13 protein-coding genes, 1 tRNA gene and 1 pseudogene are annotated in these 17,240 nt (G+C 75.7%); 6 read left to right on the forward strand and 9 right to left on the reverse strand.

The genetic code is table 11. The features are described from left to right. Positions 1 to 8: 8 nt before the first annotated feature. Entirely contained in the window at positions 9 to 1,250 is a 1,242-nt protein-coding gene (locus IE332_RS22620; RefSeq protein WP_189919408.1) for a hypothetical protein, read from the reverse strand. A gap of 278 nt (positions 1,251 to 1,528) precedes the next feature. On the opposite strand from IE332_RS22620, the gene IE332_RS22625 reads away from it, so the two are divergent. Then, a complete protein-coding gene (locus IE332_RS22625; RefSeq protein WP_189919410.1) occupies positions 1,529 to 2,185 on the forward strand; it encodes a histidine phosphatase family protein in 657 nt (218 codons plus the stop codon). Positions 2,186 to 2,236: 51 nt separating this feature from the next. Here the strand turns inward: IE332_RS22625 and IE332_RS22630 are convergent, their stop codons facing one another. Further along, positions 2,237 to 3,859 carry an NsdA family TPR-like regulatory protein gene (locus tag IE332_RS22630; protein WP_189919412.1) on the reverse strand — a complete coding sequence of 541 codons (1,623 nt, stop codon included), beginning with the start codon at positions 3,857 to 3,859 and terminating at the stop codon, positions 2,237 to 2,239. A 264-nt stretch (positions 3,860 to 4,123) separates the two neighbouring features. On the opposite strand from IE332_RS22630, the gene IE332_RS41130 reads away from it, so the two are divergent. The 3 genes from IE332_RS41130 to IE332_RS22645 all read left to right on the forward strand — a co-directional run bounded on the left by IE332_RS41130 (position 4,124) and on the right by IE332_RS22645 (position 6,282). Next, positions 4,124 to 4,636 carry a hypothetical protein gene (locus tag IE332_RS41130; RefSeq protein ID WP_229928815.1) on the forward strand — a complete coding sequence of 171 codons (513 nt, stop codon included), beginning with the start codon at positions 4,124 to 4,126 and terminating at the stop codon, positions 4,634 to 4,636. Positions 4,637 to 4,804: 168 nt separating this feature from the next. Then, positions 4,805 to 5,713, forward strand: coding sequence for a spermidine synthase (locus IE332_RS22640; protein ID WP_189919414.1), 909 nt, complete (start codon positions 4,805 to 4,807; stop codon positions 5,711 to 5,713). Between the two features lie 107 nt (positions 5,714 to 5,820). Further along, entirely contained in the window at positions 5,821 to 6,282 is a 462-nt protein-coding gene (locus IE332_RS22645; RefSeq protein ID WP_229928816.1) for a GNAT family N-acetyltransferase, read from the forward strand. 117 nt (positions 6,283 to 6,399) lie between these two features. Here the strand turns inward: IE332_RS22645 and IE332_RS22650 are convergent, their stop codons facing one another. The 5 genes and pseudogenes from IE332_RS22650 to IE332_RS22670 form a co-directional block, all read right to left on the reverse strand. Next, on the reverse strand, positions 6,400 to 7,284 hold the full coding sequence (locus IE332_RS22650) for a hypothetical protein (RefSeq protein WP_189919417.1): 885 nt from the start codon (positions 7,282 to 7,284) through the stop codon (positions 6,400 to 6,402). A gap of 109 nt (positions 7,285 to 7,393) precedes the next feature. Next, positions 7,394 to 7,840, reverse strand: a complete 447-nt coding sequence (locus IE332_RS22655) for a DUF4442 domain-containing protein (RefSeq protein WP_189919419.1) — start codon at positions 7,838 to 7,840, stop codon at positions 7,394 to 7,396. A 157-nt stretch (positions 7,841 to 7,997) separates the two neighbouring features. Further along, positions 7,998 to 8,073, reverse strand: a tRNA-His gene (locus IE332_RS22660). 223 nt (positions 8,074 to 8,296) lie between these two features. Further along, positions 8,297 to 8,899: an oligoribonuclease gene (orn, locus tag IE332_RS22665; RefSeq protein WP_189919421.1), complete on the reverse strand. Its 603-nt coding sequence runs from the start codon at positions 8,897 to 8,899 to the stop codon at positions 8,297 to 8,299. A gap of 862 nt (positions 8,900 to 9,761) precedes the next feature. Then, positions 9,762 to 10,767, reverse strand: a pseudogene (locus IE332_RS22670) (helix-turn-helix domain-containing protein); the annotation flags it as partial. 1,109 nt (positions 10,768 to 11,876) lie between these two features. On the opposite strand from IE332_RS22670, the gene IE332_RS22675 reads away from it, so the two are divergent. After that, a complete protein-coding gene (locus tag IE332_RS22675) occupies positions 11,877 to 12,677 on the forward strand; it encodes a GNAT family N-acetyltransferase (protein WP_189919422.1) in 801 nt (266 codons plus the stop codon). 352 nt (positions 12,678 to 13,029) lie between these two features. Here IE332_RS22675 and IE332_RS41140 read toward each other — a convergent pair whose 3' ends face one another. Then, positions 13,030 to 14,163, reverse strand: coding sequence for an HAD family hydrolase (locus IE332_RS41140; protein WP_229928817.1), 1,134 nt, complete (start codon positions 14,161 to 14,163; stop codon positions 13,030 to 13,032). A gap of 1,085 nt (positions 14,164 to 15,248) precedes the next feature. On the opposite strand from IE332_RS41140, the gene IE332_RS22685 reads away from it, so the two are divergent. Further along, positions 15,249 to 15,788 carry a universal stress protein gene (locus IE332_RS22685; protein WP_373313796.1) on the forward strand — a complete coding sequence of 180 codons (540 nt, stop codon included), beginning with the start codon at positions 15,249 to 15,251 and terminating at the stop codon, positions 15,786 to 15,788. 205 nt (positions 15,789 to 15,993) lie between these two features. Here IE332_RS22685 and IE332_RS22690 read toward each other — a convergent pair whose 3' ends face one another. Further along, on the reverse strand, positions 15,994 to 17,184 hold the full coding sequence (locus IE332_RS22690; protein ID WP_189919424.1) for an acyl-CoA dehydrogenase family protein: 1,191 nt from the start codon (positions 17,182 to 17,184) through the stop codon (positions 15,994 to 15,996). Positions 17,185 to 17,240: the final 56 nt, after the last annotated feature.

Genomic DNA, 17,240 nt, shown 5'->3' on the forward strand with positions numbered 1-17,240 from the left:
GCTCCCGCTCATGCCGGCGCCCCCGCCGCCAGGGCTTCCGCGCGCAGGGCGGCCGCGTAGGCCAGGCGTTCGGCGGCGTCCTCGGCGCCGCCGTCGGTGTCGTCATCGGTGCCGTCGTCGGTGCCGGCCAGGTCCTCGGCCTTGGTGCCGGCCGCGGCCAGCGCCTCGGCGACTGTCCGGATGCTGCCCAGCTCGCCGCGCACGCCCCGGCCGAGCTGCTCGACCCGGTCGTCGCGGCGGGCCCGGGCGCGGCAGTGGAAGCCGAGCTCGCAGGTGGAGAGGCAGTCCGGGCTGTACGCGGCGGGCACCGCCTCGACCGAGGCGGTCAGCTGCTCGGCCGTCCGGGCCGGCGCGCCCGCCTCGTCGCAGGCCAGGTCGAAGCCCGCGTCCGGGGGCAGCGCCTCCAGCAGCCGGCCGATGCCGGTCATCCGGCTCAGCTGGCGGCGGGTGGTGGCCAGTTCGCGGCGGACGTCGACGGCGACCGCCGTCGGCCGGTTGCCGAAGTCCTTCGGGCAGACCAGCAGCACGCTGGTCCGGGGGCTGCCCGGCAGCCGCTGCTCGGTGTACGGGTCGTCGCTCAGGGGCACCCCGGCCGCCGCGGCGGCGGCCCGCTGGAGCGCCAGCACGTACACGGCGGCCTGGCGGGCGGCGGCGCCGACCTTGGCCGGGTCCGCGCTGCCGTCGAGCACCGGGAAGGACTTGATCTCGACCACCGTGCACCGCCCGCCGTGCACCACGAGCGCGTCCGGCTCCAGGTAGGAGGTGCCGCCGGCCACGTCCAGCCGCAGCAGGGGGTGGTCCAGCAGCGTCCAGGCGTCCGGGTCGGCGGCGGCCCGGGCCAGCGCCTGGGCCGTCCGGTCGGCGCGGACGGCGGGGCCGGAGCGCTGCAGCAGGTCCGGCACCTCCAGCGGGGCGTGGCCGTCCGCCGGGACGCCGAGGTGGTGGCGGAGCGGCTCCAGCAGCGCGGCGTAGTCGTCCGCCTTCAGCCGGGACTCGAAGATCACGCCGCGGGCGATCGCGAAGGGGGACTGGCCGAAGGGGGCGGGGCGGCCGAGCCGGGCGGCCAGCGCCGACTTGTCGACCCCGGCCGCGTCGAGCACCGCGCGGCGGTGGCAGCCCGGATTGGCGGCCAGCGCGGCGAGGGAGCGGGCGTTCAGACTGCGCTGCGGGGCCGGTCCGCGCAGCTCGGCGAGCCGCTGGGCGAGCGGCTCAGCGGACCCGCCGGGCGGGACGTTCGTCGAGACGTTCATGGTGCGGCCCAGTGTCGCATCCGGGTCCGACAACCCGGTGCGGACGGGCCGCCGGAGGGCACGCGGGCGGTCGGATCCGGCCGTCGGCGCGGTGTCGGCGCGTCGCCGGCGGGGCGTCCGCCGATCGTTCGCGGGCGGGCCGCCGATCGGTCGCGGGCCGACCGGACGCCGTCCGCACCGGCCCGCGATCGTGTCCGCCGTCCGGGTGGGGGATCATGGAACCCGGTGCTCAAGGGTGAGACCGACCGTTGCCGCCGCCCCGTTGCGAGGAGCCCCCCATGCCCGCCCGAATCGTGCTGGTCCGCCACGGCGAGACCGAGTGGTCCGCCACCGGCCGTCACACCGGCCGCACCGACATCCCGCTGACCGAGGAGGGCCGCGCGATGGCCCGGGCCCTCGGCGCCCGCCTCGCCAAGGCCCCCTGGAACGGGATGCCGGACGCGCTCGTCTACACCAGCCCGCTCGGCCGCGCCAAGGAGACCTGCGCCCTGGCCGGCTTCGGCGACCGCGCGGTGGACCGGCCGGAGCTGATGGAGTGGGACTACGGCCGCTACGAGGGCCGCACCGGCGTGGACATCCGGGCCACCGACCACCCCGGCTGGCTGATCTGGCGGGACGGCGTGCCCGGTGGCGAGAAGCTCTCCGAGGTGGCCGCCCGGGTGGACGCCTTCCTCGCCGGCCTCAACCAGGAGCACGGCGTCCCGGAGCCGGACACCACCGTGATGCACTGCGCCGACCGGGACGTCGTCCTGTTCGCGCACGGCCACCTGCTGCGCATCCTGGCCGCCCGCTGGCTGGGCCTGCCGCCCGAGTACGCCCAGCGCTTCAAGCTCGGCACGGCGGCGCTGTGCGTGCTGTCCTGGGAGTACGGCGCCCCGGCCGTGGAGATCTGGAACGACCTCTCCCACCTGGAGGGGCTGACCGCCGGGCACTGACCGGCGCTGGTGGGCACCGACGGGCGGCCGCCCGCGTCCGGTCCGGCGGTGTCAGGCGGCCGCCACCCGGTCGTACGCGGTCAGGAACCGCCGCACCTCGGGCACCGCGACGTGCGGGCGCAGCCGCCCGGCGGTGTCCGCGAGCATGCTCCGGATCCGGGCCGAGCGGACGTCGCCGAACAGCGCGACGGCGGCGGAGCCGTGGTGGGCCGCGCCCGCCACGTCCCCCCGGCCGAGCCGGTCGTGGGCCAGTTCGGCGGTGTAGAGGACCCGGTTGCGGACGAAGTGCGGCTCCTGCAGCGTTATGGCCAGCCCGGCCTGCTCGCTGGCGCGGTCCCAGTCGCCGAGCGCGGACCAGCACTGCGACTGGAGGCCGGCGATCTCGGCCTCGCCGAAGAAGGACATCCACTCCGGGTCGGCCTCGGCGGGGCCGCGGTCGAACAGCCCGTACGCCCGGCCGAGCGCGCGTTCGCAGGAGGCGCGGTCCTGCAGCAGGGCCCAGGCGCCGGCCTCGCGCATGGCCAGCAGGGCGAGCAGCCGGTCGGAGCCCAGCTCCCGGGCGGCGACCTGTCCGGCCTGGGCGGCGCGCAGCGCCTCGCGGGGGCGGCCGGCGTCCCGGGCGAGGAAGGCGCTGTTGCAGAAGACGTGCGCCTCCAGGGCCGGGTCCGCGGCCATCCGGGCGGTGGCCAGCGCCTCGGAGTAGAACGAGCGGGCGTCCGCGAGCCGGTTCGAGTCGTGGGCCAACCAGCCGACCGAGATGGCGAGTTCACCTGCTCCGGCCTGCAGCCGGCGTTCCGTCTCGGCGCTGTACTCGCCCTCGTTGAGCAGGACGTACGCGGTGCGCAGCGACTGCCCCGCGAATTCGTACAGGGCGTCGGCGCCGTGCGCGTCGTCGGCCAACCGGATGTCCCGGACGGCCTGTTCGACCCCGAGCACCTCGGCGGCGCCGACCCGGCGCGGCGGCGGCACCGGCCCGGGCCGGCCGGGCACCGGGGGGTCGGCCGGAAGCAGCGACGGCACGGCGAACTCCGTACCGGGAAGGGCGCCTTGGCCGGTGAGCACACCGGAGGCGCCGTCGGCACCGGCCGGTCGACCGGCGGCCGCGGCCGACCGGTCGATGCCGATCACGGCGGCCAGCGCGGTGGTGCCGCCGGCCAGGAACGTACGGCGACGCACGTCGTCGTTCTCCTCGTCGAGATAGGGCGATCCATCAGGCCCCCGGGGCACCGCGCCGGGGCTCGGCCACGGGGGGCCGACCGGTGCGGCTGGATCCACGTACGGCGAGGCAGCGTACGGGAGTTGAGTGGAGAGTGGTGAGCGCGGGGCGGGCAGGGGCGGGAACGGCGGGTGGAGCGGGGACGGTTCGGCCCGCCCGGTGCCGACGTCCGCCGAGCGGCGGCGGACGTCGGTCCGGGAGGCGAAGCCGAGGTCGCTGAGCGTGCGGTCCGGCCACATGTGCCGGAAGACCCGCTCGTAGGCGTAGTTGGGGCAGCGGATCTCACCGGACTCGACCCGCCCGACGTAGCGGGCGTCGCAGGAGACGTGCTCGCCGATCTCACGGGCGGCCCGGCGCACCGCCATGGCGAACTCTCCGGGCGAACGGTCGCCGCGCAGCGCGCGCATCACGGTGTTGGGGGACGGTCGGTTCGGCTCGGCCGGTGGGGTGGCTGCCATGGCGCTGAGAGTACTCGGAGTTACCGAGTGGACACATGGGGTTCGCGGGAGATCTGCTGACAATACCGGGCAAAACGGGCGATGTTGCGGGATATCCGCCATGAAATGCCATGCCTTGCTGTAATGCGCCCCGTGGCCTGGGGTGCGTCCGCCGCGTTGTCCTGATACGTGGAAGCCCAGGCCGTCGCCCCGGTCCGTCCCCAGCCCGGTGGCCCCTCCGGGCGGCTGGGCTTCCGGATCCGACGAGGTACAGGAGGGCCCGTGATGGCCACCGGACTGCCGCAGTACCGACCCGTTGCCGGGGGCGTGCTCGCCGGCGCAGCCCCCGCCCTGCTGCCCGACCCCGCCGACGACCGGATCCCCGGCCGGGGACCGGTCGAGGGCGGACGCGCCCCCTGCGGCGGTCACCGGCGCGAGCGCGCCGTCCCCGAGGAGAGCACCCTCGTCACCGGCTGCGACACCGTGACGGTCGCCCTGCGGCACGGCCTGGAAGCCGTCGACATCCTGAGGCTGCGCCGCGCCTGCGGGGTCGTGCTGCAGAGCCGCAACGGCAGCACGGTCGCCTTCCTCGTCCCGGCCGGCACCTGGGAGACCTGGCACCTGCCCGGCAGTTCCTGTACGGCGGGCGCCCTCGTGCCCGCCGCCACCGACCCGCGCTGGGTGATCCCGCCCGCCGGCGCTGGCTGCACCGCGCGCCCCACCGACGCCTGGGTGCTCCGCTCCGCCCTCTGCGAGGCCGCCTGCACGCTCACCGCGGGCGGCCTCGGCCCGTTCTAGCCGACGCGCGCTCCCGCGGCGGGGGCGGCGACCGCGCGGGTGGCCGGTCCCGGCCCGACCGGGGGAGCGGCGGTTCCGGCCCGACCAGGGGTTCCCGGCTGGACCTGGACCTGGCCCTGGCCCTGGCCCGACCAGGGGTTCCCGGCCCCGGCGGCGATAATGGCCGTCATGGGACGAAGCAGCAGCAGGGCCGCGCGCGGCGGCGAGACGGCGGCCGCCACCGGCGCGGGCGGGCGTACCCACGCCCAGGGCCCGCTCTCCCGTCCCGTCGGCTCCGGCCTGGCCGAACTCCGGCCCGACCGCGACCGCCCCGCCGCCTGGTCGCTGCTGATCGACGGCGCCCCGCAGTCCCTGGTCGACCTCGCCGACCCCACCCACCTCGGCTTCGAGTACCAGCGCCGGCTCGGCCACCTGATCGACCTGGTCGCCCCGCCCGGCCGCCCGCTGACCGTCCTGCACCTGGGCGGCGGCGCCCTCACCCTGGCCCGCTACGCCGCCGCCACCCGGCCGCGCTCCCGCCAGCAGGTCGCCGAGATCGACACCGCGCTCACCGAACTCGTCCGCGCTGAACTGCCGTTGGACCGGAGCTGGCAGATCAAGGTGCGCGGCGGGGACGCCCGCAGCGTGCTGGAGCGCACCCCCGAGGGCACCGTCGACCTGGTCATCACCGACGTCTTCTCCGGCGCCCGTACACCGGCCCACTGCACCACCGTCGAGTTCACCACCCTCGCCGCCCGGGCCCTCGCCCCCGGCGGCTGGTACGCCGCGAACATCGCCGACGGCGGGGCCCTGCCCTTCGCCCGCTCCCAGGTCGCCACCCTCGGCGCGGTGTTCCCCGAGCTCTGCCTCATCGCGGACCCCGCCGTGCTGCGCGGCAAGCGCTTCGGCAACCTCGTCCTGGCCGCCGCCCACACCCCGCTGCCGATCGCCGACCTCACCCGCCGCGCCGCCTCCGACCCCGCCCACGCCCGCGTCGAACACGGCCGCGCCCTCACCGACTTCGCCGCCGGGGCCGCCCCGGCCACGGACGCCACCGCCGCCCCGTCCCCGGAACCGCCCCCGGGCGTCTTCCGCTGACGGCTGCGCGCTCGCCGCCCGCCGGCGGACCGAAACCGTTGGCAGGCGACCGGACCGCCGCCGACAATGGCCCCGTCCGTGTCGTCGCCGACCGAAGGGGTTACCCCGTGCAGATCAGACCGGCCAGACCGGACGAGGCCGCGCTGCTCACCGGCATCGCACTGCGGTCCAAGGCGTACTGGGGGTACGACGAGGCCTTCATGGCCGCCTGCCGGGAGGAGCTGACCGTCGACGCCGCCGTGATCGAGGGGTCGTTCACGGCGGTGGCCGAGGAGGACGGCCGGGTGCTGGGGTTCGCCCTGCTGTCCGGCGGGCCGCCGAGCGGGTCGCTGGAGATGCTCTTCGTCGAGCCCGGGGCGATCGGCCGGGGCGTCGGCCGGGCCCTGTTCGGCCACGTCCGCGAGCGGGCGACGGCGCTCGGGCTGCGTCGGCTCACCATCGACTCCGACCCGCACGCCGAGCCGTTCTACCGGGCCATGGGGGCGGTCCGGATCGGCAGCACCCCGTCCGCTTCGATCCCCGGGCGTGAACTCCCGCTGCTGGCGCTGGAACCGGTGTCCGGGGCTTAGGGCGGCGCCCCTACCCGCCGCCTCGCACCGCCCGTACCCCGGCGCCGCGCGCTGATCCGCCGCGCGTCGTCGGACACGCTCTCGGACCTGCTGCCCGTGCGTTGGGCGCCGGCCCGTTCAGTGCCCGCGCGGCAGCCCGCGGTGCTTGCACATGGCCGCCCCGGTGAGCAGGAGTCCGGCGGCGATGGGGGCGAGGACGGCGGTCGCGGTGGCGGAGCCGTCGTCCACGGCGGTCACCGTGGCGGTGTCGGCGATGGCGAGCGTCTCGGGTGTTCCCGGCGTCCCGGCGTCGCCCGGGCCGGCGGGGGCGGTGGTGGGCGCCGTTCCGTCGCGGTCGGCCGCGGCCCCGGGCGTGGTGACGGTCGCCGCGGCGGCCTGCGGCTCCGTGGCGGCCTCCGCGACCTCGCGCTGCCTCGGCACGGCGGCCCGGTCGGTGCCGGGGCGCGGCCGGCCGGCGGGCGGTCCGGTGGGTTCGCCCTCGCGGGAGGCACGGGTCTCGGCGGGCCTGGCCTGGGCGGGGACGGTGTCGAGCAGGCCGGAGGCGATCGCGAAGGCGTCGGGGAGGGCCGCCCGTTGGCCGGGCAGGGGCAGTCCGCCGGCCCGGATCCGGTCCTGGAGGGTGTCGCGGACCGCCCCGGTGGCCCCTTCGGCCGGACCGTCGCCGGTCAGCTCCCCGACGAGCCCCGGGGAGCGGCCCGCCGGGTCGGTGGCGGACTGCCCCGGTCCGGCGGGGCGTCCGGTTGACGACCCGTCGAGCGCGGGTCCGTCGAGCGCCGGTGCGCCGTGCAGGGCACGGCGGACGGCGGGCTGGGCGGGGTCGGGCAGCGGTTCGGCGGAGGCCGCGTACGCGCCGGCGGCGCCGAGCCCCCAGAGTTGCGCGAGCAGGGCCCAGCCGGCCGCGAGGGCGCGGGGGCGGCGCAGCCATCGGGTGGGCCCGCGCCGGGCTCCGGTGATGCCGTGGGGGGCGGGTGCCCGGGGCTTGGTCGCGTGATTGGCTCGCACGTGAGTTGAGAACGAGCGGACGGGGGGTGAGGTCACGCCCGCCGTCACGGACAGTCATCGCGCGAGCGGCCCCGGGCTGGTGTTCCCGGGGCCGAGGACCGCGCGGCGGTCAGGAGTTGGGGCGCAGGGTCCAGGTGACGGTCATCACACCGGTGACGGCGCCGTCGGCGCGGGTGATCTCGACGGTGACCGGGAACTCCGGGCGGCCGCCGGCGTCCAGCTCGGCGACGACCTCGGCGGCCGGGCGGCCGAGCACGGCGGTGGCGGTGACCTCGCCCATGGCGAGCTTCTTGTACGCGATCTCGGCGTTCACGGCGAGCGGCACGGCCCGGGAGAGCTGGTCGCCGAAGGCGGCGAGCACGATGCAGCCGCTGGCGGACTCGGCGAGCGTGAACATCGCGCCGGCGTGCGGGCCGCCGACGTGGTTGTGGTACGCGGGCTGGTCGGGCAGCCGGAGCACGGCGCGCTCGGGGGTGGTCTCCAGGTACTCGAGCTTCAGGGTGTGCGCCATCGGCACGGTGGAGTCGAGCATCTGGCCGATCGTAGGTGTGGTCATGGCGACGATGTTACTAGCTGGTAGCTTCCGGCGGCAGGGGTCGGCCGAGGTCGACCGGAAAAGCCGGGCCGGCGGGGGCAGTTGAAGCCGCGCCGGACGCGGGCATGCGAAAACGCCCGAGGGGCCGACCTCTTGAAGAGATCGGCCCCTCGGGCTCTGGGGTGAGTAACGGGACTCGAACCCGCGGCCACCTGGACCACAACCAGGTGCTCTACCAACTGAGCTATACCCACCATCTGTCCGGTCCGTTCCCGCTCTCGCGTTCCCGTGCCGACAGAGAGAACTCTACAGGATCGGAGAGGGTGCTCGCGCCACGGTTTCGTTCCGGCGGACGCGGGCACCCCGGAGGGTCCTGCGGCGGGTCTGCGACCGGTCCTGCGGCGGGCCCTGTGACGGGCCCCCTGACGGGGGACCCGCGACTGGACCCGCGACGGGACCCGCCCGGGTGTTCCGGGATCAGTCGGCCGAGGCCTGGTACTTCCCGGCGATGGCGCGCGCGGTGTCGGCGTCCGGGCCGGGCTGGGGGACGAACACGGCCTCGCGGTAGTACCGCAGTTCGTCGATGCTCTCCCGGATGTCGGCGAGCGCCCGGTGGTTGCCGCCCTTCTGCGGGCTGTTGTAGTACGCCTTCGGGTACCAGCGGCGGGCCAGCTCCTTGATCGAGGACACGTCCACGATCCGGTAGTGCAGGTGCTTCTCCAGGGCCGGCATGTCCCGGGCCAGGAAGCCGCGGTCGGTGGCCACCGAGTTGCCGCACAGGGGCGTCTTCCCGGCCTCCGGCGCGTGCTCGCGCACGTACGCGAGCACCAGCGCCTCCGCCTCGGCCAGGGTCACGCCCTGCTCCAGCTCGTCCAGCAGGCCGGAGGCGGTGTGCATCGCGCGCACCACCTCGGGCATGTTCGCCAGCGCCTCCGCCGGCGGGCGGACGATGACGTCCACGCCCTCGCCGAGGACGTTCAGCTCGGAGTCCGTCACCAGCACCGCGACCTCGACCAGGGCGTCCCGGTCGAGGTCGAGGCCGGTCATTTCACAGTCGATCCATACCAAGCGGTCATTCACGCAACTCACCCTACGGCGCGATCACGCGCCGCGGGGACCGGTGGAGCCGAGCGGGGTGCCGGAGCGCAGGCCTCGGCCTGGTGCTCCTCCGCCCCGCCGTGCGCGCCGTGGCCGTCCGGGTGCTCACCCTCCCGGCCGGTGCGGACCGGGTGGCCGTCCCGTCCGGTACGGGTCTCGCGCGCCGGCCGGGCACCCTCGGCGGCGGGTCGGCCGCCCTGGGTGCGGACCTGCGGCGCCCGGGCCTGACGGCCGCGGAGCTCGCCCGACCCGGGCGCCGGCTGCCCACCGGGAGCGGGCATCCGGCCGCCGGCCGCGCCGTGCCCGCGTCCGGCCGCACCCGGCTCGTCCGCGGGACGCTCGACCGCGCTGCGGTGCCCCTGGCCCTGGCCGCGCGCCCCCGGCTGGGGGAGGCCGTCCTCGGCCGCCGCGTGCTCGGCGGTGCGCGGCGGACGTCCCGTCCCCGCACCGGCCTGCGGCGGCACCAGCGGCGGCCGCGCCGGACCGCGCCCCGCCGCACCCTGCTGCCCGGGGTGCGGCTGCTGCGCGGACTGCGGGTAGGGCTGACCGGCCCGGGCGTGGAAGGCCTGGGCGGCCGGCGTCACGGCCTGCCCCGGGCCGAACCCGGGCGTCTGGCCGTGCGCTCCCGGCTGGCCGTGGCCGACCGGCTGACCGTGCGGCACCGGCTGCCCGTGGGCACCGGCCGGCACCGGCATCCCCGGACCGGCCGGGAACGGCTGCATCGACTGCCCGCCGTGCGCCCCGCCGAACAGCTGACCGCCCGCCGCCGCCCCGGCCGCCGCGTGCTGCAGCGCGCCGGGCAGCCGCAGGTCGCCGCCGTGCGCACCGGCCGCCGTCGGCGGCTGCTGCCCAGGGCGGCGCGCCCGGTAGCTGGTCCGGTACGCGGCCGGGGAGACCCCGAGCTGGCGCCGGAAGTGCCCGCGCAGTGCCACCGGCGAACGGAACCCGCACCGGCGCGCGACGTCGTCCACCGACAGCTCCGAGGTCTCCAGCAGCCGCTGCGCCTGGAGCACCCGCTGGGTGATCAGCCACTGCAACGGCGCACTGCCGGTGAGCGTGCGGAACCGTCGGTCGAAGGTGCGCCGGCTCATGTAGGCACGAGCCGCCAGCACCTCGACGTCGAACTGCTGGTTGAGGTTCTCCAGCGCCCAGGTGACCACCTCGGCCAACGGGTCGTTGCCGATCTCCTCCGGTAAAGACTGATCGATGTACTGGGCCTGTCCTCCGCCGCCGCGACGGCTGGGCACCACCAGGCGGCGGGCCAGCGCGTTGGCGGCCTCGGCGCCGTGGTCGCTGCGCACCACGTGCAGGCACAGGTCGATGCCGGCGGCGGTGCCGGCCGAGGTGAGCACGTCGCCGTCGTCGACGAACAGCTCGCGCGGGTCGACGTGGACCCGTGGGTAGCGTTTGGCCAGCGTCGGCGCGTACATCCAGTGGGTGGTCGCCGGGCGGCCGTCGAGCAGACCGGCGGCGGCCAGGACGAAGGCGCCGGTGCAGAGGCCGATGATCCGCGCGCCCTCGTGGTGGGCCTTGCGCAGGGCGGTGATCGCCTCGACCGGCGGGGGCTGGGAGATCGAGCGCCAGGCCGGTACGACGATCGTGCCGGCCCGGGCGAGGGCCTCCAGGCCGTACGGGGCGGAGAGGGTCAGGCCGCCGGTGGTGGCCAGCGGGCCCTCCTCACCGGCGCAGACCAGCAGGCGGTAGCGGGGCACCCCGGCGTCCTGGCGGTCCACGCCGAAGACCGAGAGCGGGATGGAGCTCTCGAAGATCGGCGCGCCGCCGAAGATCAGCACGGCGACGGTCTCCCGGCGGCGCCGGCCGGACAGCTTGCGCGGGGCGGCCGAGGTCACCGTCGCCGAGGCACCGTTCGCCCCGGGGCCGCCGTGACCGCTGTGGCTGCCGTGGCCGCCGTGGCCCAGCGGACCGTGGCCGGGGGCGGTGCCGAGCGCCAGGCCGCCGAGCGGGCCTCCGCTGCCGAGCGGGCCCCCGCCGACGGCACCGGAGGCGCCGTTCTGGCCCGGAGCGCCGCCGGGGTAGGCGGGATGGCCGGAGTAGCCGGGGTAGCCCGGGTACTCGCCGCCGTAGGCCGGGGCGTGGCTGACGAGGCCTCGGCTGACGGGCTGTCCGCCGGTGGGGTGTCCGCCGTTGGCGGCGTGCCCGCCGGTGGGGTGCCCGTTGGCGGTGTGCCCGCCGGTGGGGTGCCCGTTGGCGGTGTGCCCGCCGGTGGGGTGCCCGTTGGCGGTGTGCCCGCCGGTGGGGTGTCCGCCGAACGCCGGTTGGCCCCCGTAGGGCTGGTGGTTCCCGCTCGCCGCCGTACCGTGCTCGGTGGGGGCCGGGACCGCGCCCGGGCCGCCGGCGGGCGAGTGCGCTGCGGGGTACGAGGGGTGCGGGGCGGCGCCCGAGGGGCCCGGGATGCCGGAGGCGCGGGTGGTGGCGGCGATCGCGGAGGTGCCGGTGCTTCTCGCGGCCCGACCCGCGGTGCCGGCCGTCGCCTGGCCGCTGTCAGGACCCGCGTCGCTCCTGCTCACCCTGCTCAAGGCGCTCAAGCCCCCTCGGTGGTGTGGTGTGGGTGGTGCGGCACTGCTGGCCAAGATCGAAATCTATCGGGTGGACCGTTGCCGTTGTGACAAGTTCACCATCCGACGCTATGTCGACATGGCAATTTGGCGTGATGCATTCGATCACGAAGCGTGGCACCCGTCGACCCTTCTGGGAAGAGGGCCGTGGCAACGGTGGCTGGTTGTCGCGGGGCCGTTCCTGGGACGTCCGGCCCCCGTGCGCCCGATCGGCGGGTCTGGGCTGCGGATTTGCCCAAGCGGGAGAGAGTGGCGCGAAATTGACCGAAAATCGGCGGTGCACGAGAGGGCGCACGGAGATGAGTCGTGCGCCTCCCAGGCTTCATCCGGCCAAGCCTGGCGGGGTGGAACCGCTATCCGGACCGTCGGGTTACGGTCCTGCCGTGACCACCGACAGCCGGCTCGAACGGGCCAACGACAACGCCGCCGCCTTCTGGCTCGCCCAGGCCCGTGCGCACGGCTGGCGAACCCGTGTCCTCCCAGGGCTGACGGCGATCCGCTGCGCCCGGACCCCGGGCGACCCGCACCGCTTCGTGGTCACCCGCCCGTACGCCGAACCAGGCTTGGTGGAACGGGAGTTGGCTGACCTGCTGGACGAGTGGTCGACCATATCCCTCACCCTGGAGGACCCGTACGGCGGGCTCGACCTCACCTGCTTCGGGGCCGACCGGACGTCGGTCATGCCGGTGATGGTCCGTGACCCGGCGCCGGTCGAAGGCGTGCCGGACGTGCTGCCCGCGGTCTTCGAGGCGCACGGGGGCGGCGCCCTGACGGTCGATGAGGCCGTCGACGGGGACAGTTTCGCGCAGGTCGAACGGGCGATCGTGGAGGGATTCCCGCTGCCCGCCCGCCAGCCCTGGGTCCGAGGCGAGGCGCTCCCGGAACGGCTGCTGGCCGAACCCGGCTGGCGGGCGTGGCTCGGCCGGGTCGACGGCGCCGTGGCCGGTACCTGCCTCACCTACGACGACGGCCGGGCCACCGGCGTGTACTGGGTGGCCACCCTGCCCGCCTGGCGCGGCCGGGGGGTCGCCAAGGTCGTCCTGCAGACCGCCCTGGTCCACGCGCACCCGGACCGCCCGGCCACCCTGGTCGCCACCTCGCTCGGCGAACCGCTCTACCGCAAGCTCGGGTTCACCGAGCAGGCCCGCACCTGCTGGTGGAGCCGCACCTCGGCGGCGGGCTGACCGGGGGGAGCGGCCGGGCGGTGGTCGGTGGCCGGTCGCCAGTGGTCGGGTCGGTGGTCCGTGACCGGTGGGCTGTCGAGCGGTGGCCGGTCCATGGCTGGTCCGTGGCCGGTCGGTGGCCGAGCACCATCACGGCTGGTGGTGGGGCCCCTGGGGCCGCCAAGCGCTGCCGGGGCCCCTGGAGCCGTCTCCGAACCCCCGCCTGGCGACGCGGGTGCCCCGACCCCGCCCCGCCCGCCCTCGGAGCGGACGACGGGGGTTCGAAACGGGGCCCGGGGGCCCTGAGGCTGGTGGGGTCACCGGTGTGGGTGGGGCCCCTGGGACTGGTAGGGCCGGTGGGGCCGAAGGGCTGCTATCCGGCGGCGGCCGTCGCGGGTGCCGGGGCCGACCCCGGGGAGGCTGCCGCGCCGGGCGCCACGGCGAAGACGGTCCGGGCGGTTGCCGGCCGCCCGTCGGTCGCCGCCTGGAGGGGTGCCGTACGGAGGGGCGCCGGGCGCACGACCGGCGCGCGCCCGAGGTCGTCTGCGCCCCCGCCGAGCCCGGCCTCCGCCCCTGCCCCGGAGAGCGCCCCCGCGTCGGTGCGGGCGTCGGCGATCACGGCAAACCCGCCTGACCGGTTTCGGACACCCGAGCCGGCTGCTACGCCCGGGTCGCGGCCCGTCCCGGCGTTCGCGGGAACGGGCGCACTCGCGCCCTGCGGGGCGGCCGCCGTCAGGCGTGCGCCGGACCGCGCGCCGAGAAGCGCCGTCGCCCGCACCGGCACCCCGGTCGCGCCCCGGCGGGACGCCCCGCCGGCCCGGATCCCCGGCCGGGGCGAGGGCGCGCTGCGCGCGGCCAGCACCTGGCCGACGGCCTCCGGCAGTCCGGCCGCCTTCAGCGTCGGCCGGTAGCCGATCTCCGCCCACGGGCGGCCGTGGTGCAGCCAGACGCTGCGCAGCCCGGTCAGTTCGGCCCCGGCGATGTCCGCGGGCGCGTGGTCCCCGATCATCCAGGTCCGCGCGGCCCAGTCCCCGCTGGGCGCGACACCGCAACGCTGGGCGGCGATCTCGAAGATCCGCGGGTCCGGCTTGAGGCAGTCGGCCTCCTCGGAGATGACCCAGCCGTCGACCAGCGGCCCCAGCCCGGTCCGGCGGATCTTCTCCAACTGCGGCCCGGTGCCGCCGTTGCTGACGATCCCGAGCGTCCACCCCGCCGCCCGCGCGGCCCGCAACGCCTCGATGTGCCGGGGCGGGCAGTGGATATGGGAGTTGATGCCGCGTCGGTAGTGGGCGAGCAGGAAGTCGGTGGACACGTCCAGGCCGTAGCGGCGCCGGACCGCGGACAGTACGGTGCTGCGCGGTACGTAGCCGCCCCCGTCGAGGGTGACGAACCAGTCGAGGTCACCGGGCGGCAGACCGTGGTCGGACAGGAAGTCCTGCGCCCACGCCCGGAAGGCGGCGTCCCGGGGGAGCAGCGTGTTGTCGAGGTCGAACAGGAGCAGGGGCATGCCGAGCATGGTGCCAGCGCCCGCGCCTATGCACGTGGCAAATGCCAGAGCACGTCGCGAAGCCGTACGAAGTGGCTGATTCGGGCTCCGACGGCTGACGTACGGATCCTGCGCGGGCCGGGTACGGGCGGTGCGCGGGCGGGCCCGCGGGGCGGCCGGAGAGCTGTGGGACGTGGTGGTTCGCGACGGGCGGGGCGTAACGGTTCGCGACGTGCCGCAACGGATCGTCGCCGATCCATGACAGTCCGGTCACGGTGTCCCGCGGGGCTGTTGCGCCGCCCGGTCCGCTCAGTCAAGCTCCAGAGAACCTCCTTCTCGGAGGGGGCGCGATGGCCTGCGGGCGGGGCGCACTGCCACGGCGGGCGCATCCCCCTTTCGCGGGAACAACGTCGCTCCGGGGCTTCGCCACTGGGCTGGGCCCCCTGCCCGTCGTACTCTGAAAGGAACAGGTCACATACGGTGCTGCGCGGCGCAGACCGACGTCATCCCGTGGGCGGGCCTGCCGCACGGGCAGCGTTGTCCTCTCCTGTCGGCCCCTCTCCATCGAAGAGCCGTGAGCCATGGCTGGTTTTGAGCCTCCCCGACCGGTTGAACCGGACACGCCCCGCGGCGCGGGCGCAGCGACCGGGGGAGACGGCGCCCGTACGAACCCCGGCCCGGTCGACGGCCACGCCGCGGAGCGCCTCGACGGTGCTCTCGGCCGTGCTGAGGGCGGCCTCGGGGGCGCGCACGCCAGTGGGAACGACGACGGGCACGCAGACGTGTGGGCCGGCGCACCTGCGGAGGCCCCAGGGCGCGTCCCGTCCGGTCGGACCGGCAGCGAGCGGACCGGCAGCGAGTCGATCGGCCGTGAGCGGACCAGTGCCGCCGCTGCGGCCCAGCCGGACGAACCCGGTGGACCAGGCGGACCGGGTGGACCGGGTGACCTCGCGGAGCGGGCGGAGCCGGACGACGGGCATGACGGCCCCCAAGGCCTCGCGCGCGCTCTGCGCGGCCTCGCCCGTCGCGGCAACCTCGCCCGCCGTGACCGTTCAGGCTCCCGCCAGCGGCGTGGCGAGCCCCCGGCCGACCCTGCGGGGCCTCCGGTGACGGGCCGCCTCGGCCCGGGCGCCGAGCGCCCGGAGGCGGCCTCGGGCGCAGCCAGCGCCTTCGGCGGCCGTACCGAGCCGTCGGCACAGGACAACCCCGCGCCGTCCCTCGACCCGACCTTCCAGCACGGTGTGGTGGTGGGTTTCGACGGCTCGCTGTCGAGCGAGCGCGCCCTCGCCTACGCGGTCGGCATGGCGCGCCGGTCGCAGTGCGGCCTGGTGATCGTGCACGTCGCCAACCGGCTGCCCGCGACGGTCTGGGCCGGCTGTGAGCCGCCTGTGTTCGTCGACCTGCCCGACCACCGGACCGAGGTCCTCGGCCTGGAGCTCGCCTGCGCGGACTTCCTCGCCGGGGTGCCGTGGATCCTGGTCGAGCGCGGCGGCGACATCTGCCACGAGATCGAGGAGGTCGGCCGCGAGTACGCCGCCGACGCGATCGTCGTCGGCACGACGCACGGCCTGCTCGGCAAGATCTTCGGCTCGGTGTCCGGCCGGCTGGCGCGGCGGGCCAACCGCCCGGTGATCGTGATCCCCTGAGGGACCGTTCGGTTCGTCTCCTCCTGTTGCCTCCTCCACCGTGGGCTCGCTCCTCGACGCCGGTTGCGGAGCACCGTGTCGATCCGGGGGACTCGGCTCAGGACGTGACCTCCGCGACCGTGGCGGCTGCGAAGTCGCCGCCACGACCGCGTGGTTCACCGACGTGCGGTCACGAGGTGACGTGCGGTCACGAGGTGACGTGCGGTCACGAGGTGATGCCGAGCTCCCGGGCGATGAGCATCCGCTGGACCTCGGAGGTGCCCTCGCCGATTTCCAGGATCTTGCTGTCGCGCCAGAAACGGGCGACGGGGAATTCGTTCATGAAGCCGTACCCGCCGTGGATCTGGGTCGCCTCGCGGGCGTTGTCGACGGCGGCCTCGGACGAGTACAGCTTCGCGATCGCGGCCTCCTTCTTGAACGGTTCACCGTGCAGCATCCGGGAGGCGGCGTCCCGCCAGGCCAGACGGGAGGTGTGGGCGCGCATCTCCATGTCGGCGAGCTTGAACTGGACGGCCTGGTTGGCGCCGATCGGCCGGCCGAAGGCCCGGCGCTCACCGGCGTACTTCACGGACTCGTCGACGCAGCCCTGGGCCAGGCCGGTGGCCAGGGCCGCGATCGCGATGCGGCCCTCGTCGAGGATCCGCAGGAACTGGGCGTAGCCTCGGCCACGCTCGCCCAGCAGGTTGGCCGCGGGGACGCGGCAGTCGGTAAAGGACAGTTCGCGGGTGTCGGATGCGTTCCACCCGACCTTCGAGTACTTCTTCGAGACCTGGAATCCCGGGGTCCCGGTGGGCACGATGATGGAGGAGATCTCCCGCGTGGGCGAGCGGAATTCGCCTTCTTCACTCGAACGAGCGATCGGTTCGGTGAGCGCGGTGACGGTGACCAGACCGGTGATGTCGGTGCCGGAGTTGGTGATGAAGCACTTGGTGCCGTTGATGACCCACTCGTCGGTGGCCTCGTCGTACCGCGCGGTGGTGCGGGTGGCCCCGGCGTCAGAGCCGCCCTCCGGCTCGGTCAGGCCGAAGGCGCCGAGGAGTTCGCCCGAGGTCAGCCGGGGCAGCCACTCGCGCTTCTGCTCCTCCGTGCCGAAGCGGTGGATCGGCATCGCGCCGAGCGAGACGGCGGCCTCCAGCGTGATCGCGACGGAGGAGTCGACGCGGGCGAGCTCCTCCAGGACGAGGCCGAGGGCGAAGTAGTCGCCGCCCATGCCGCCGTACTCCTCCGGGAAGGGCAGGCCGAAGAGGCCCATCCGCCCCATCTCGCGGACGATCTCGTAGGGGAACTCCTCCCGCTCGTAGAGCTCGCCGATCTTCGGCGCCACCACGTCCTGGGCGAACTCGGCGACGGTGCGCCGCAGTTCCTCGTACTCGCTGCTGAGTCGGTGGTCGAGCATGGTGATCCTCCTGGTGCCCGGCCGGGTGGCCGCGGGCGTGGGCGGGACGACCGGCG

The organism is Kitasatospora xanthocidica (assembly GCF_014656195.1).
Taxonomy (GTDB): Bacteria; Actinomycetota; Actinomycetes; order Streptomycetales; family Streptomycetaceae; genus Kitasatospora; species Kitasatospora xanthocidica.